Here is a 17,490-nt window from a genome sequence, read left to right on the forward strand (position 1 = left end):
GGCTGCAGCTAGCCGATCACTTCATCGTATGAATAGTTAAGCCGCTAAGGTTATTAGTCGGTTGTTTGCTAAATAAGGCACTGGCAACATAGCCAACAAAAATACAGCTAACTATGCCAATGGTGCCAAATAAATAGCCTTCTACTAGCTCAAATATCCATGCAAACATCATAGTAATTACGCCAAAAAACAACCCAACCATGGCACCGGAGGCATTGGCTCGGGTACTAATTATCCCCAAAATAAATAGCCCACCGAGTGCGCCCATAAACATACCCACCACTTTAAAGTACTCCTCCATTAACGAGCGAATTTCGGGGCTAATAAATAATAAGCCAACTAAAGTACCAAAAATGCCTACTAATAGAGTTAACAGTCGCGCTGCATTTAGGTAGCCTTTTTCACTGCGGCAAAGATTAAAAGGGCGCATAAAATCGGTTACTAAAGTGGTCGACATTGAGTTCATACTGGTTGATACGGTCGATTGCGCAGCAGCAAAAATGCCAGCAATAATAAGCCCTGCAATGCCAATAGGTAGCTCACTTGAAATAAAAGCAGGGAATATTTGGTCAATTTGTTTGGTTGGATCGAGTTTTTCGGGATTCGACTGGTAAAAAACATATAAACCAGTACCAATAATAAAAAACAATACAGATGCTACCGGTGCCATAATACCGTTAGTCCAAATTGATTTGCGGGCAGAGGCCACATCTTTAGTGGTCATGTAGCGTTGTACAATAGATTGATCGGCTGTATAAGTTGATAGATTTTGCCCTATACCGCCCAGCACAATTACCCAGATAGAGAGCTTAGTGAAACTATCCATACTGAAGTCTAGATCAAGGGTTTTAAACTTGTCATTGGCGATACCACTGCGAAATATTTCCGCTATGCCACCATCAACACCACTGACAATATAAGCAAAGCATAATAGCGCGCCTAAAAGCAGAACCACGGTTTGTATAGTGTCGGTCCAAATAACGGCTTCAATACCACCGAGCGTGCAATATATTAAGCTCAGTACTCCAATGATCAGCACGCACTGCCACGCATCAAAAGGAGTTACAGCTGCAAGCGCAAGTGCAGTTAACGCCATAACAATACCCATACGACTAATATGAAACAGGGTAAATAAGCCACTAGCAAACAGGCGCACCGGCATATTAAAGCGCAGTGATAAAAACTCATAAGCACTGGTTGCATCTATTTTACGAAAGAACGGCATAGCAACATAAGCTGCAATGGGCGTTACCGCCAAAATCATCCAAATACCGCCCCAATATAACCAGTCGGTTCTGTAAACAATGGCAGGAATACCCACAAAGGTCAGCGAGCTGAGCATAGTTGCGTACATTGAGCAGGCATTGGCCCACCAAGGAATATTTTGGCCACCACGGAAGTAGTCGTTCACGTTTTTGTTTTTAAACACGAAGTACACGCCAATTAGCACCATAGCAAACAAGTACACAACCAATACCGTCATATTTTGCCAACCAAAGGCGTCACTCGCCTCAGCAATTGCTGCCAATTTTAGGCTGCTATTAAATTTACTGGCTTGATGAACGAGTATTTTTCCATCCCAAGGTAATACTGCCATTGAATTTGCTGCTTGATGAACAGGCATTGCAGCTTGATGAACAGGCATAGCCAAAAGCTGTGGATCAATGCTGTCATATTTTGCCCACACATTAGTGATGGCGTTATAGCTCAGCACTTGTTTTTGGTTGGCGCTACTGGCAAACAGTAAAAAATGAGACTGACCAATTGCCAGTGCATTACCAGAGCTCAGCTGTAAATTAGGTAACTCACTGTTAAACCCGCTTTGTGGTATCCAATGTGGCTGTGAATCATCTGTCTTATATTTCCATAGTGAACTTTGGCTGTTGGAATTTGGCATTTCTAAAGCAAATAATACATCTCCACGGCCGTCATTTTGGCTAACTAATGTAATTGATTGCGGGCGAGGGGTTAATTTTTGCCAGTTTGCAGCTGCAGTATAGTGCTTTGGCTCACTACCTTGGGTGAAAGCAGCTAGCGCTGATGTGGTTAAATCAAGCGCATAAAGTGCAGTGGTTTTACCTGTGTCAGTTGCCGTTACCAGTACATATAAGGTACTACCAACAAAAGCAGCAGAACCTTCACGCATAGGAATAGGCAGCGCAGGCAGTGTATGCATTTCTATGCCAGATGCTTGATTACGACGCACTAGCAAGGTGTCGTTAAAGGTATGAGTTTCATCACTGCCACCAAGCAGTACTATGCCATTTTCAAAAGAGGCAGAGGCTCCATAAGCACGAGGTGAAGGCAGCTTAATGGCAGCTTTTTTCCAATTTAAAGTACGTGGCTGATTAGGGTTTTGCTCCCCAAGCCATATTGAGCTGAGGTATTTGGGTGCGCTACTACGGGAGTTGTTAGTGCTTATTCCGCCAGCAATTACCAGTAATTCATTATGTACCCCAACTAAAGGAGCATAGCGAGAAACGGCTTCTACTGGCGCGGCTTGCTCACTCCAGTGTAGTGCAATGCGCTCGCCAGCATATGCATGAGAAGTTAAGCCAAGCAAGATTGCCAAAAGGCAAAAAATAACATGTAAAGCTCGCAATGAATGGGTGCGTAAGCGCATTAAAAAAAGGCGATGCATAGCGGGTATTCCTATTATTTTTAGCAGAGTTTAATACACAAAGATGGATAACACTGTTTTGGATGTATACCTGTTATACCAGTTGTTATTTTCTAAATCTAGCAATACGAGGTGAATAGGGTGAATTAATTGTTGATGTTGTAGTCGGTAGGTAAATAAATGTTATGTAGGGCATCGCAGGTTTATTAATAATATCAACCGCCACTAGCACTTAGCGCGAGATAGCGTGTGGGTTGCTGAGCATATTTTAATAAAACTGCTATTAACCTAAAAAATAAAACATGCAATAAAAGGAAGGTTATTACATCTGGTTACTTCGTAACTTAGCTATTTATCTTAACGGGCACGGTAAATTCTGCAATAAATAACGCGTTATCATTTTTAAGAATGAGTGAGCCTTGATACTTTTCGGCGATGCTCGCCACAATTGACAGGCCAAGCCCAGCGCCGTTTACAGTCCCTTTACGCCAAAAACGAGTTGCCATATTAGTTAAATCGGCCGGGTTAATATGGGCGTGGTTACTAATGGTTATTTTTAGTGCTGTGGCTGTTAAATTAGCGGCTAAAATGATTGGTGTATTCGCTTTGCTGTACTTAAATGCGTTATCAAGTAAATTACGACACACTATAGTGAGCATGGCACTGGGAATACAGTACACTGGCTGGCTTGCTGTTATGCTATAGGTTAAGCGGGCGCTATTGTTGTTTGATTCTGTTACCACAGTAGTAATTAACGACTCAAGTTTCCAAGGCTCTGTAATGTTTAGCGGCGTGTCGGCATCTACATGGGCCAATACCAGTAGATTGTCTAAAATGGCATTTAATCTATGCGCACTTTTTTTAGCTTGCCCTAGTGCTTTTTGTTGGGTGGCATCTTGCGTAAGCTCTGCTAATTGTATTTGCGCTAAAATACCGGCTAGTGGGGTTCTTAGCTCATGCGCGGCATTACTGGTAAAGTGTTTTTCGCGGCTGATCCCTTTTGCTAAGCGTGCCATTAAGGCATTTTGGCTAGTAATAAGCGGTTGCAGTTCTTTTAAAGGCTGGTTTAACTGTATCGGTTCTAAGTCGTGACTGCCGCGTTTTTCAAGCGCGTGTATTAATAAATTTATTGGCCGTATTCCTGTGCCAATGGCAAACCAAAGTAATACGAGGGCAACAAAAATAGCTAACGCGGGTGGAATGAGTATGCTAATGAGCAAGTCGTGATAGAGCACATCGCGCTCGGCCACTTTATCGGCAATGGTAATTTTATATTGCACAGTAATTAAGGTGAATGTACGCCACTGCGCTTGCTCAGAGCTTAAATAACTAAAACCTTGGTTTAGGGTTGGCTGATTGGGAAACGATTGACTGTTACTACTGGCAATTATACTGCCTTGCAAGGAGCTAATTTGACAGGTTAGGCCTTTTTCAGTGTTTACCCCACTGGCATTTATAATATCAGGGAGGCTTTTACTGAGCGCATCTTTGGGTACATGGGCTAAAATGTTACCTAACATAAAAGCGGTTGAGCGCAGGCGCTGATCAAAGTTAACTTCTAACTTATTATTTAACCCCGATATCATCCACACACTGGCGATAAGCCAAAAGCCTAAAAATACCGCTGCAACCAATACTGTTAACCGTAAACGCAAGCTCATTAGTGGCTCACCTCTATTGTGCCTAATCTAAAGCCTAGGCCACGTATGGTTTCTATTGCCGGTGCGCCTAACTTTTTACGTAAATTAAAAATATGTACGTTAAGTGCGTTACTCGCTACATCATCGCACACGCCATAAAGTACATTTTTTAACTGGCTTTGGGTTAAAATTTGTTGCGGACTATTTAAAAAAGTTTGCAGTAATAAGTCCTCGTTACGTGACAAGCAAACAAGCGTGCCATTGAGTAATGCTTTATGTTGCTCTAAATCGTATTGCAGAGCGCCGTGAGTAATTGTATTGCTGAGCCTATCGCTTGCGCGGCGCTTTAAACTTAATAGCCGCGCTAGTAACTCTCTTAAATCAAAAGGTTTTACCAAATAGTCGTCGGCGCCTTTTTTTAATCCAATAACTTTGTCATCTATGGTATTGCTGGCGGTAAGAATAAGCACGGGGAGCGAAAAACGATTGTCACGCAGCCAGCTTAACCAGTTAATGCCATTACCATCGGGTAGGTTTAAATCAAGAATGCATAAATCAAAATTGCTTGATTGCATATAAGTAGTAGCTGCGCCCAGGGTACTAACGTGCTCAACGGCTTGCCCTTGGTGGGTTAAGTAAGTACAGATAGCATCGGCTATTACTTCGTCATCTTCCACTAACAATACAAACATACTCGCCACTCTATTAAAAAACACCCTAACTAGAATACCTGTTTCCATTTATTAAGTAACTGCTATGTGCTTATTTACTATTAATTTTTGCTCTTAATATTGGCTTAATTAACGCTTTGTATACTATAGCGGCTAACCGTATTTAAAGAAGATTTATAGCTATGTTAAGTATTTCACTCGGGCCGTTTGTTATTGCCATTTCGCAGCTTATTATTTTATTAGGCTTAGGCGTATTTTGGGGGCTTACCTATTTACAAACTCGTAAGCAACCACAACAAAAAGCAATTTTAGACACTGTATTTAAAGCGTTTGTGGTGGGCTTTATTGTTGCGCGATTAATGTTTGTTTTGACTATGTGGGATGCGTATCAAGAAAACTGGTGGCAACTTATTAATATAAGTGATGGCGGCTTTATGCCTTCTTATGGCTGGGTGGCGGGTGCGCTTGTGTTGGTGCTGTATGCGCGAGGCAAAAAAGCAGTACTGAAAACCTATTTTATCGCGGCTATTGTCGCGCTGTTTACCATTATGGTGCCTACCTTTGCAGCCTCTATTTATAAAGCAGGGGTTGAGCTGCCACAATCTGCGGTATATAACCTGCGTGGTAAAGAGGTTGATTTACAATCATTTAAAGGCAAACCTGTCGTTATTAACTTTTGGGCGTCGTGGTGCCCACCGTGTCGTAAAGAAATGCCGGTATTACAGGCTGCACAAAAAAATAATCCTAATATTGCCTTTGTTTTTGTTAACCAAGGAGAGGACTTATTTACGGTACAAAAATTTATAAATGCTGAGCAGCTCGACTTACAAAATGTGTTTTTTGATCAAAACAGTAATGTAAGTCGTGAATCCGGAGCTGCTGGGCTACCAACCACGCTTTTTTATAGCAGTGATGGCAAATTAGTAACCAGTCACATGGGAGAGCTCTCACACGCGAGTTTGCGTTATTACATGCAAGCTATAAATCAACAGTCTGCACAATAAGGATGCCTCATGAAGTTAATTTATTTACTGCCATTACTAGCGTTTACCTCGCCCCTATTGGCTCAACAAAAAGCACTGCCAGCACCCCTTAAGTTAGTTACTGAGCAAGGCGGCGAAATAGTCAGTGAGTTTGCAGCGCCTGCCAACATGAAAGGCTATGTTGCCGACTTTAAAGGCCAAGTTATTACTTTATATATCACCGCCGACGAGCAATATTTACTTACTGGCCCTATGCTTGACGCCAATGGTAATAATGTAGGAGAGCAAGCAGAAAACGACTACGCTACAGGCCCTAAAGCGCAAAAAGACTGGCAAACATTAGAGAGTAGCCATTGGATAGTCGATGGTTCAGCCAAGGCAAAGCGAGTAGTTTATACCTTCACCGATCCCAATTGCCCTTATTGCAGAAAGTTTTGGCAAAATGCGCGTCCTTGGGTTGACGCAGGTGAGGTACAAATACGCCATATTTTAGTGGGTATTTTAAAAGCCGACAGCTTAGGCAAAGCGGCGGCTATTATGAGTGCCAGTAACCCTGAAGAAGTGTTAAAAAAGTTTGAAAACGATAATTTAGCGCGTACATTACAGCCGCTAAAAAATCCACCTGAGCAGATAAATGCGCAATTAATGAAAAACCATCAAATAATGATGAGTGTTGGTGCCAGAGCAACCCCCGCTACTTTTTATCACGATGCTAATGGGGCGGTAAAAATGCAAATGGGCTTACCGCCTGCGTCATTAATGACTGAGATCCTTGGCCCACGGCCAAGTAAGCTAACCAAGTAAAAAACCAACTTAGTACATAGTGTGCAACGTCAAGCCGGTAAAAGTTTTACCGGCTTTTTTATAAATAACGTTAAATATTGTTACACTTTGTTATTTACATAAGGTATTCAGTAAGTTATAGACTTTATTAATCGGCCATTAAGTTTGGCGCTGTAGACTTAGCAGCAATTTTTGACCCGCTATTAACCTTTATTGATAGCGCTGCCGCTAAGTATCAAAAGCGCATAAAACGGAACCGCACACTGTCATGAGTACTTGCAATAATCGCCCCTTTTCACTACCTGCATTAACATTTATAAAATCAGCACTGTGTTTATCTGTTTTATCTGCCATAGGTAGCGCGTATGCGGCGCAACCAGCCCTCACCGCTAAAAATAATGCCGATATAGAAGTAATCGAAGTACGGGGAATTCGCTCCAGTATGGCCGAAAACCTTGACATTAAACGCATGTCTAGCTCAGTTGTTGATGCTATAACCGCAGAAGATATTGGTAAGTTTCCAGATAAAAACGTAGCCGACTCATTGCAACGTATACCAGGGGTAATGATTGAACGTGATGGCGGCGAAGGCGCATCGGTAAGTATTCGTGGTTTGTCGTCTGAGCTTACTTTTACTCAGCTTAACGGTAATTTTATTGCATCGTCACCTGGCGAGCCTTCGCGTTCGTTTGATTACACGCTACTCCCTTCAGCCATGATAGCCAGTGTTGAGGTATATAAATCGCCCGAAGCGCGTTTAGATGAAGGTGGTGTAGGCGGCACAGTATTAATGCATAGCCGTAAGCCGCTCAGCATGGAGGCCAACTCTGGAGTACTAAATATTGAAGGGACTTACAGTGACGTAACGCAAACTAGTGAGCCACAACTAACCGGTTTATATTCTTGGAAAAACAATGCAGAAACGCTTGGCTTTTTAGTGGGCTATACTCGCCAAGAGCGCACCAATCGTACTCTCTCTGGTGGCACCGATGCCAATGTGTGGCGCTACACAGGTGATGGCCAACCGGTAGATGTAAATGGCAATGCGGTCAATAACAATAATAGCTGGGATACAATTACCGATGCCAATGGTAATAATTATGATGGTGTGTGGTTTCCACAAGTCGTGCGCGGCTCAGTACTTAATGAAAAACGCGAACGCGAAGGCATACAGTTTAGTACGCAGTGGCGTCCAACTAATCGTGTGGAAATAGGGTTAAACTATTTTGGCTTTACGCTGGGGCAAAACAGAACTGAGTCGGTTATTGATATGCCAGAGTGGTCGTTAAATCCCGATTACTTAACCGATGTGAACTTGGATGAATCGGGCACGATTGTTAATGGTATGCAGTTTGATGCTGCAGCAAGTGGCGCACAAGGTGACATGCAGTTTCCGTGGATGCGTGGCAGTTATGTTCGTGAAGAGTCGAGTTCAGATACCTTCGATTTTAATTTAACTTACGAAGGCGATGATTTTAAAGCGCGCTTTGTTGCGGGCAATACTCGCTCAAAAGGCGGCCCAGAAGAAAGTTGGGAGGCCGCTTATAAAAGCTCAAATGCCAGCGAAAACCCAACAACAATTGAAAACGCAGCGCAAAATGCCGGTTGGCAACTTGGTAAAAACGATATAACCCTCAATATAGACCCAAATACACTGGCTAATTTACTCAGCGGCGTAGGCGGTGGGCGCGATCCGGGTTCATCAAACTCAAGCTTTGTACGCAGCGAGCTTGAAGAAAGTTACTACCAAGGCGATCTAGACTTTTACGCCGATTGGGGCTTTTTAACAACCATTAAAACCGGCGTAAAATACCGCGAAGCCACATTGCACCGCGAAACCGGTAATACCTTCTTTTTAGATCCTCGTTTTGATATTGCCGCCGGAGAAGCCAGAGAGGGCGGCATAACCCGCTTTGATAGCTACCAGTGGAATAACGGAATGCCGGCAGCGCAAGATGTTTTTATTAACCAAGGCAATATTGCAGGGGGCTTTAATATAAACCAAATGCCCAGTATTGATTGGGATAAATACCGCGACATTATTACTAGTAATTACGTACCTTACACCCGTATGGAAGACAACTTTGTATACGATATTGAAGAAAAAATAGCGGCTTTTTATCTGCAAGGTGACTTTGAATTTAATCAAGTTAGAGGTAATTTAGGGGTACGGGTTGTACGCAGCAAAACCATGAGTGCTTCTACCGATTTATATACTTACTTTTTGGATCATACCAATGATGAAACAGGGGAGCCTGTTATCGGTGATGATCGCTCAGTAGAGGATTACCAACTGGTAGTGCAACAAAACACCGACACCCAAGTATTGCCAAGCTTTAACATTGCTTGGGATGCCACAGATGATTTAGTGATTCGTGGCGCGGTTGCTAAAGTAATGTCGCGCCCCGATTATGCAGATTTAGGCGCGCAGCAACGCATTAGTTATATTTCAGACGAGTGGGCAGCCGACAGAGCCGACTTTAACGAGCAACCTGGCTTTAGTGGCAGTGGCGGTAATAAAAACTTAAAGTCGTTTATATCGGTACAAGCCGATTTATCTATCGAATATTATTACGCTGAAGGCTCAGCAATTGGCTTAGCGCTGTTTCATAAAAAAGTTGATAACTTTGTAGTGCCAGTGGTCATTAACGCCCAACAAAACTTTGCTGGTAAAGACGGTATTGTAGAGGCAGGTAATATAAATATTACTCCTTACAGCACAGTAGGTAATGGCACTAACGCGGTATCTAAAGGAGCCGAGGTGTTTTTGCAACACGCCTTTGATAGCGGCTTTGGTTTTTACGCTAACTACACTTATAACAAAACAAATAAAGCAGAAGTAACCGTAGACGGCGAAGCATTTGGGCAATCGCCACTGATCGGCAGTGCAAAGTATCAATATAATACCTCGGTTTATTTTGAAGGTGATGATTTTAACGTACGTGCCTCATACAATAAGCGCGGCGAAACGGTATTGGGCTTAAATAGTGGCTTAAACGTGTACCAAGACCCATATGATCAGGTTGATGTTAATGCCTCAATTAACTTATACGAAGGCCTTAGTTTTACTGCAGCAATTATAAACTTAACCAAGTCTGAGTCGGTTACGCGTTTAGGTAACGATAGTGACGCACGGTTACTAAACTCAAGCTACTCGGGCAGGCGTTATTACGCTGGGTTTAACTACAGCTTTTAAGCTGCTACTTAAAGTAACTTTAATTAAGCCGACCTAAACTTAAAGTCGGCTTATTCTTTGTGTTTACCTTGTTTCTTAACGGTATGAATACTATGATGAATTTATAACTAAAATTGAGTAATCACGGCGAGTAACTAATATTGACAACCTATCAGCCCCTAATTAATGACTCTGCGTCCTTAATCGAATTTACCCGCATTTATTTAGCCGTTTTTTATACCTTTGTAGCGGGGTTCTACACCGTTAGAATACTCTATAAAAACAGTAATACGCCATCGGGAGTGATTTTTACGGGGAAAAAATATTGCGCTAATTGGTGGAACCATCTCGTTTTTCGCATTTTTAGAGCCGCTATTTGGTTAGTGTGTGTTGTAAGGGTATTTATACCTGCAACCGATAACTACCTCGGAATTTTTTTGCCGTTAAATACATGGCCAGGCGTAATGCTAGGTAATGCTTTATTAACTGTTGGTTTTATATTAACTATGGTTGTGCATTTTAATATGGCATCACTTTGGCGCTCAGGAATAGACCCACAAGGGCCTGATGAGCTTAAAGTAAACGGTTTTTACGCGTATTCTCGTAACCCTATGTATTTAGGCATTGCTGCGGCGCAGTTAGGCTTTTTTTTAGCACTACCGAGCGTATTTAGCTTAGTGTGTTTACTGGTTGGGCTTACAGCGTTATATCGTCAGGTGTTGATTGAAGAGCAGCATTTAGTGAGCATATTTAACACCCAATATAAAAAATATAAAGAATTAGTGCCACGTTGGTTATAGCGCTAAGGCTTAGCAATTATTTGGGTTTAACAAATAGCTCAATAAATGTTTTTTTAGCAATTGGTCTTGAAAATATGTATCCCTGAATATAGTCACAGTTGAGCTGTTCTAAAAGTGCGTATTGCTCTTGAGTTTCTACACCCTCGGCAACCACTTTAACCTTTAAATTATGCGCCATAGTAATAATAGCTTTAATGAGTGCAATGCTATTGTTGTTACTTTCTATGTCGTTAATAAATGAACGATCTATTTTAAGTATGTTTATAGGTAGCCGCTGTAAATAAGAAAGCGATGAATAACCAACGCCAAAATCATCAATAGCAATATCAATACCTATTGCATTTAGACGTTTAAATTGGCTTTGAATTGGCGAGTCGGGGATCATTAAGGTATTTTCGGTCACCTCAATTAAAATGGTGTGTGCGGCTAATTCATGTTGTTTGCTGGCCTCAACCCACAAGTCAACCCAGTTGCCTGCACGGTCAATTTCCAATGGTGAGGTATTAACACTAATTTGCATCGGTATTTCACACACGTTATTAAATTCTATGGTATCGCGTATTGCTTGTAATTTTACCCAGCGGCCAATATCACAAATTAAGCCATTTTTTTCAGCGATTGGTATGAAATTATCTGGGCCAATTAAGCCGCGAACTGGATGGTTCCAACGTATTAATGCCTCTGCTTTTTGCACTGTTTCACCATCAATCGAAAAAATAGGTTGGTAGTAAAGCTCAAACTGCTCTTCTTTGAGGGCAACTCTGATTTCTTCTATTAAAAGCCGTTTTTCTATGGCTTGTTCTTCAATAATATACGAAAAAAACTCATAACGATTACGACCTTTACTTTTAGATAAGTACATAGCCTGATCAGCGCGTTTTACCAGCTCTTCAACAGTACGACCATCATCAGGGAAAAATGCGAGACCTATACTAGCGGTAATATAAATAGGCTCTTTTTTTATATGAATACATTGAATTAAACTATTTTTTATTGTTTTAGCGATTTGTTGTGCAGTACTTAGATCGTCAACGCCTTCTAAAATAAGTGTAAATTCGTCGCCTCCAAGACGAGCAACCGTGTCGTTATCGCGTACACAACTTTTGAGTCGAGTTGCTACTTGGTGTAACAATAAATCGCCGTAGTCATGGCCAAGGCTATCGTTTACTTCTTTAAAACCATCTAAATCAATCAAAATAAGCGTAAAGGTCATATTTTTAGTGTTTATTAAACTTTGTAGTTTTTCATAAAAATAGCGCCTATTGGGTAGGTCTGTGAGGCCATCTTGATATGCAAATTTGTGGAGTTGTACATTGGCGCTTTCTAGCTCTTTTGTACGTAAGCTAACTTGTTTTTCTAAGGAGTTTTCTCGTTGCTCTATTGTATATAGCATATCGTTAAAACAAGCAGTAAGTTGGCCTACTTCATCTTCAGAGAGTTGTTTTGCGCGTAAACTATAGTCGTTCGATGTAGTTATTTTATTTGCGGTTTGCGCTAAGTATAAAATAGGGTTTAAAAAACGCCGTCTTAGTAATAACGACAAAAGTAAGCTAATTACAAAGGTAAAAATTATTAATATAATAATAAATTTAGTATAAAACTCGCCTCGATCATTTATGTAACTATTATTCGTGCGTATTTTTAGCTCACCATAATATTGTGAATCTAACGAAAGCGCTGTCGATACTTCAAAGCTGTGCTCAACCGCTTCGCTATGTGCTAACGCGGGCGCTATTGCAAGCTGTTTACCAAAGGCACTATTTACAACAACCGATATAATATCTGAACGAATAAGGATAGGGTTTATTAGTTCTTGTACTGCGTCGGTATCGTCAAACATCAGTGCAGTGGTAATATTGGGGGAGAGTACCTTTAACAGCGAATTTAGGCTTTTAGCTTGCTCTTCTTTTGCGTTGGCCATTTCATATGCACTAAATACAATTGTTACTGTAGCAGTTGAAACTAAAGCAACGCTCATTAAAATAAAGAGCAATTTTTTATTCATTGTATTTAACTTAAATAGCTTTCTCATTTGTTATCCCTTAACAATGCGAGCAAGGCGAAGTACTTTTGAGCTCATGGCTATACCTGCTTCTTCGAGCTTTTGAGGGGCAATTTCAAAACGAACTTTACCACCGGCTAAAAAAAACCTAATTTGCCCCCCGTTTTCAATAAAAGTTTCGGCTTCGCCTACGAGCATAATATTCTTATAAGATAGCTGTTGTGCACTTTGCCAATTTGCTGCTGTATTAGAAGTAATAAACAGCATTTGACAGCCATTAATTGATATTTGATCCAGTGCTACATGTTTATTTTGAATAGGGCGATCATTTATTGAACGACCTTTTAAGGTTGTGCTTGCTGTATCTACAAAGTGTTTGTCGGGGCTGCATAAAGTGAAATACTCACGGCGGGAGAGCGAATTATGCCATTGGCTGAATCGTGCAAAGTTATATAAAAAAGCAGCTTTTAATTGATACTCTTTTTCCATAGCATAACTACTTGTGCTCGGTAACAGCATTAGTGTTATTAAAAGGCTTTGGGGTAAATATCTTAATTTAAGCATTGTTTTAACTTAAAACGTCATAGCAATTGTAAGTGAAATACTTTTGTCTATATAAGTTGGTATTGTATACGCTTCGTTGGTGTTGTGAAATTCAAGATGAGAGTCGGCTAATAAGTTTTTAGCCGATAATTTGCCTAACCACTGTGAATTTATTTGCCAATTCCAGGTAAGATCCAGTGCAGTGTAGCTATTGGTACCGTACGCGCTAGAGTTTTCTGCTCGCAATACAGCAAGTATATTATGGCCATTTAGCGGGGTATAATTGGCTTTAGCAAAAACTTGCCTGTTTATTGAGTCATACCCAATAGTGGGCATTGTATTTGGCGGTAAATCGTAAGTAAAATCGGTATAACTATAACCAAGCTCTGTATTAAGTGTATCAAGGGCTTGCCATGCAAATACAAGATCAAGCCCATCTGTTTTAGCTTCTGCAACAGCAACTAAATCTAAGTTAAGTTGGGTGGTTGTAAGTACTTGAGCTGCTTGTGTGAATTTTCCTGCTTGCAACAGTGCTTGCACCGGAAAAAATTGTGCTACTTGATCCGTCGGGTCTGTACTCAAAACCACGACATCTTTTGCATCAGTTCGATACGCTGAAAAGTCGACAGACCAGTTTGCATCACTAAATCGATAGCCTAGCTCATAAGATAAATACTTTTCCGATTCTACCTTATCATTGCCGTTTAAAAATGTTGCCACCCTATATTCATCGATTGCAGCAATACCCGTTGTTGTTTGTAATATTTTGCTTGTTTCGATTCCGCTTACTTTAAAGTTATAGTCATACTCCAAAAGTGCAGGAATACGTACACTGCGTGAAACAGCGCCCCATGCGAGATGTTTTTTGGCCAGTTTATAAGTAAACCTTGCAGAGGGTTGGTTTTCCCAACCAGTTAAATCGTTATGATCGAGTTTGGTGCCAATAATTAAGGCGAGCTTTTCTGGAATTAAGTCATACTGAAGTTGTAAAAGGCCCCCATATTGTTTTAAATGCTCAAGCCCTTTATCATAATTAAATAGTAAGCTCTCTTTTGATACAACATCGTTGTAACGGTAGCTCAATCCCCAATCTAACTGTAAAGAGTTGTGAATAAAGTTCATTTGGTAATCTATATCTACAGACTCAAAATCTTCTTTTAAATATATTTCGGTACCACGTTGTTTAAGCCACGATATTTGTAACATCTGATTCGCACTGGTAGATATTCTACTATCAATACGAGCCATTAAACGTGAATCGGTTCTTTTAAAGTTTTCTGAAAAAGCTATATTTCTATTTGTTTCATCAATTGCCGCACGTAAATTTTGAGATAATTTAGAATGAGTTATATCGCCTTGAAATAATATGTTCCAGTTATTACTCGGTGTAAAGTCAGTTCGAAAACCAAGCGAATATTGTTTTTTAGTATCATGGGGAGTAAGTATGCTGCCTCTGTAAATACTTTCACGTTTAGACGCTTGAGTATTATTTAAGTGGCCGTAAATACGGTAACTGCCAATACTACTAATATCATCGCCATAACGAAAATTAACGTCACTGTTTATTTGGCTACCGGTTGTAACCTCTGCATATCCGCCACGAGTATCAAGGCTATTTTTAGTAATTATGTTAATAACGCCATTATTAGCGTTACTTCCCCATAAAAGTCCGCCTTGCCCACGGATAACTTCTATGCGCTCAATATCGTATAGCGGGACATTAAGCGCTTCCCAATATACAGCTGCAAACTGAGGAGAATATAAGCTTTGGCCATCAATCATTACTAACAACTTGCTTGAAAAACGAGATGCAACACCACGAGATGAAATAGCCCATTGATTGTTGTCGAGTTGCCTTACAATAAGGCCGGGTACCATTTTAAGTGCTTCAGGGACAGACGTTGCTCCCGATTGGCTAATTTGCTCTTTATTTAAAACGTAAATGGATGACGCGGTATCAAAAGCCGATTGTGCTCTTTTCATTGCAGAGGTGGTTTGAACATCCATACCCATTAGAGTGTCAAGGTCTAGGTCGCTGTGATTAAACGTTTGGGCCGCTAAAAACGGAGTAATAAAAAGTGTTGTTAATAAAAATCGTTTTAAAATAATCACCTAGGCGGCTCCCGCACTAATTAAAAACAGTCATTGGTTTTATAAAATATACATTAACACATAAAATTAACATATGTGACTGGCTAAAGCATCCTTTATGCTACTCAAAAGCATAGATGTTATTTTGTAGTAGGCAAATTTTTATATTTAAGCAAATAGCCTGCTCGAGTAATTATAGGAAAACACATTTATTATTGTGTGTTAAGAGTTGTTATTATTAAGATCATAGGTTTAGGGTTAGAGCATAAGGTTAGTATTATTTTTAATACCTTATTTATAAAACGAGCGAGTAAAAATTAACTTTATTTAACAATAAATAAAATGTAACTTTTGTATTTATACCGTTATTGAAAATAATGCAAAAATAAGGTGGTTTATTTTGCATTATTTTTGTGTATACCGAATACTTAACTAGCTTCACCTTGCTTTAGAGGCAAACAAAGTATGATAAAGAATGAGTTAATAGAGCTAGAAGATGTACTTGATCTAATGCTTGATGCTGTGTGCGTGGTAAATAAAGTAGGTACGTTTGTATTTGTAAGTGCTGCGTTTGAACAAATATTTGGTTATAAAGCTGCCGAAGTAGTGGGCAAACCTATGATTGATTACGTTTATAAAGGCGATCATAATAAAACCTATAATGCCGTTGCTTCACTTTTGTCGGGCGAAACGACTCATTCACGATTCGAAAACCGCTGGGTTCGTAAAGATGGTCAAATAATACATATTTTGTGGTCAGTGTGCTGGTCATCAGATCATCAAGTAAGAATTGCAGTTGCTCACGATATTACTGAGCGAAAAAAAATGGAAGAGCAGCTTTATTACATGGCTGGCCACGATGGGCTGACAGGTTTACCAAATCGCTCATTACTAATGGACAGATTACAGGCTGCAATAGTAAAAGCAGAAAGAGAAAACACACTATTTTCGATATTATTTATTGATATTAATGGCTTTAAAGCTATTAATGATACCTATGGTCACCTTACGGGCGATAAGTTATTGCAAGATATAGCACAGCGTCTTTTAAGCGTAGTAAGAGAATACGATACAGTAGGGCGCTTGGGCGGAGATGAATTTTTGATTGTGCTAGAGGACTTAAGTAGCGCTGGCGATACCACGGCCATTAAGAGAAAAATAATTGGGCAGTTTCAACAGCCATTTGATCTAGATGAGCTATCATTAAATGTATCTCCGAGTATTGGCATTGCTAATTACCCCACCCATGGAGAAACAGACCATCAATTAATAAAACACGCAGATCAAGCCATGTATAAAATTAAAAGAATGAGTGCCAATAGCATAGATTACCCAGATTAAAACTTAACGCTCAAATAATAAAAAAGCAGGCGGTTAAGTAAGCGAGTGAAATATTTCATGTTACCTAACTTGAATTCAAATAATAAGTGCAGAGGTTAGCAATTAATACGTTATATATTACAGGCGCGGGCGTTAGCGCAGCCAGCGGCATTCCTACCTTTAGAGGTGAAGATGGTTACTGGACTATTGGTAGTAAAAATTACACACCAATGCAAATGGCGACACGCGCTATGTATCAAAACGCACCTAAAGAGTTTTTATCTTGGTATTACCACAGGTTTGCAACGTATAGAAACCACGGCCCTAACGACGTACATTATTGGCTACAAGATAAAAACCTAATAACGCAAAATATAGATGGGCTTGATGGTAAAGCAGGAAATAAAAACTATATTGCGGTTCATGGCAGGCTAGATCAAATGACCTTGTTTCATCAACAAGGTGAAAACGTAAAAACGGTGATTACCCCTTGGGATGAAGTAGATGAGGCTCATCTGCACACCTCATTATTTGAGGTGTTTAATATTCAAAACCAAGCGCCAGTACTTAATCACTCCTTTAAACCGTTTGTATTATTATTTGATGAATACTACACCGAGTTATTTAAAATTAGCGAAGCGCAACAACGCATGGTCAATGCCGAAAAAATTGTATTTATGGGTACTTCGTTTAGCGTTAACATTACCCAAATGGCGCTGGAAATAGCCCGCGAATACAATATTGCATTAGAAGTTGTAGACCCACACCCAGCGCATATTTTACATCCAAATGTAAGTTATAAAAAAATGACCGCGCTTGAATATATTCAGAGTAATTAAAGTGTTAAACAGAGTGTTAGCTC

The 17,490-nt window shown here is 40.2% G+C and carries 12 protein-coding genes; 6 read left to right on the top strand and 6 right to left on the bottom strand.

The window, feature by feature from the left end; all coding sequences use genetic code 11:
- Positions 1 to 16: 16 nt before the first annotated feature.
- From PTRA_RS16565 to PTRA_RS16575, 3 genes are all read right to left on the bottom strand, one after another.
- The gene (locus tag PTRA_RS16565) at positions 17 to 2,641 is read right to left on the bottom strand and encodes a sodium:solute symporter family protein (RefSeq protein ID WP_058374776.1); all 2,625 of its coding nucleotides are present in this window, start codon (positions 2,639 to 2,641) and stop codon (positions 17 to 19) included.
- A 323-nt stretch (positions 2,642 to 2,964) separates the two neighbouring features.
- Positions 2,965 to 4,281 carry a histidine kinase dimerization/phospho-acceptor domain-containing protein gene (locus PTRA_RS16570; protein WP_058374777.1) on the bottom strand — a complete coding sequence of 439 codons (1,317 nt, stop codon included), beginning with the start codon at positions 4,279 to 4,281 and terminating at the stop codon, positions 2,965 to 2,967.
- On the bottom strand, positions 4,281 to 5,000 hold the full coding sequence (locus tag PTRA_RS16575; RefSeq protein WP_237113509.1) for a response regulator transcription factor: 720 nt from the start codon (positions 4,998 to 5,000) through the stop codon (positions 4,281 to 4,283). Before PTRA_RS16575 ends, PTRA_RS16570 begins: the two co-directional genes overlap by 1 nt.
- Positions 5,001 to 5,113: 113 nt before the next feature.
- Between PTRA_RS16575 and PTRA_RS16580 the strand changes: the two genes are divergently transcribed.
- From PTRA_RS16580 to PTRA_RS16595, 4 genes are all read left to right on the top strand, one after another.
- Positions 5,114 to 5,935: a TlpA disulfide reductase family protein gene (locus tag PTRA_RS16580; RefSeq protein ID WP_058374779.1), complete on the top strand. Its 822-nt coding sequence runs from the start codon at positions 5,114 to 5,116 to the stop codon at positions 5,933 to 5,935.
- A 9-nt stretch (positions 5,936 to 5,944) separates the two neighbouring features.
- On the top strand, positions 5,945 to 6,718 hold the full coding sequence (gene dsbG, locus PTRA_RS16585) for a thiol:disulfide interchange protein DsbG (RefSeq protein WP_058374780.1): 774 nt from the start codon (positions 5,945 to 5,947) through the stop codon (positions 6,716 to 6,718).
- Positions 6,719 to 6,965: 247 nt separating this feature from the next.
- Positions 6,966 to 9,893, top strand: a complete 2,928-nt coding sequence (locus tag PTRA_RS16590) for a TonB-dependent receptor (RefSeq protein ID WP_058374781.1) — start codon at positions 6,966 to 6,968, stop codon at positions 9,891 to 9,893.
- 140 nt (positions 9,894 to 10,033) lie between these two features.
- Complete coding sequence (locus tag PTRA_RS16595; protein ID WP_058374782.1) at positions 10,034 to 10,672, top strand: methyltransferase family protein; 639 nt, start codon at positions 10,034 to 10,036, stop codon at positions 10,670 to 10,672.
- 16 nt (positions 10,673 to 10,688) lie between these two features.
- Here the strand turns inward: PTRA_RS16595 and PTRA_RS16600 are convergent, their stop codons facing one another.
- The 3 genes from PTRA_RS16600 to PTRA_RS16610 are packed head-to-tail and all read right to left on the bottom strand — an operon-like array spanning position 10,689 to position 15,329.
- A complete protein-coding gene (locus PTRA_RS16600) occupies positions 10,689 to 12,704 on the bottom strand; it encodes an EAL domain-containing protein (protein ID WP_058374783.1) in 2,016 nt (671 codons plus the stop codon).
- A gap of 3 nt (positions 12,705 to 12,707) precedes the next feature.
- Positions 12,708 to 13,238 carry a YfiR family protein gene (locus PTRA_RS16605; RefSeq protein ID WP_083497552.1) on the bottom strand — a complete coding sequence of 177 codons (531 nt, stop codon included), beginning with the start codon at positions 13,236 to 13,238 and terminating at the stop codon, positions 12,708 to 12,710.
- A gap of 9 nt (positions 13,239 to 13,247) precedes the next feature.
- On the bottom strand, positions 13,248 to 15,329 hold the full coding sequence (locus PTRA_RS16610) for a TonB-dependent receptor plug domain-containing protein (protein WP_058374784.1): 2,082 nt from the start codon (positions 15,327 to 15,329) through the stop codon (positions 13,248 to 13,250).
- 444 nt (positions 15,330 to 15,773) lie between these two features.
- On the opposite strand from PTRA_RS16610, the gene PTRA_RS16615 reads away from it, so the two are divergent.
- Together PTRA_RS16615 and PTRA_RS16620 are read left to right on the top strand one after the other, a co-directional pair.
- Positions 15,774 to 16,649 carry a sensor domain-containing diguanylate cyclase gene (locus tag PTRA_RS16615; protein ID WP_058374785.1) on the top strand — a complete coding sequence of 292 codons (876 nt, stop codon included), beginning with the start codon at positions 15,774 to 15,776 and terminating at the stop codon, positions 16,647 to 16,649.
- 101 nt (positions 16,650 to 16,750) lie between these two features.
- Positions 16,751 to 17,467 (top strand): SIR2 family NAD-dependent protein deacylase, encoded by a 717-nt coding sequence (locus PTRA_RS16620; protein ID WP_058375152.1) that lies wholly within the window; start codon positions 16,751 to 16,753, stop codon positions 17,465 to 17,467.
- Positions 17,468 to 17,490: the final 23 nt, after the last annotated feature.

Source organism: Pseudoalteromonas translucida KMM 520 (assembly GCF_001465295.1).
Lineage (GTDB): Bacteria > Pseudomonadota > Gammaproteobacteria > Enterobacterales > Alteromonadaceae > Pseudoalteromonas > Pseudoalteromonas translucida.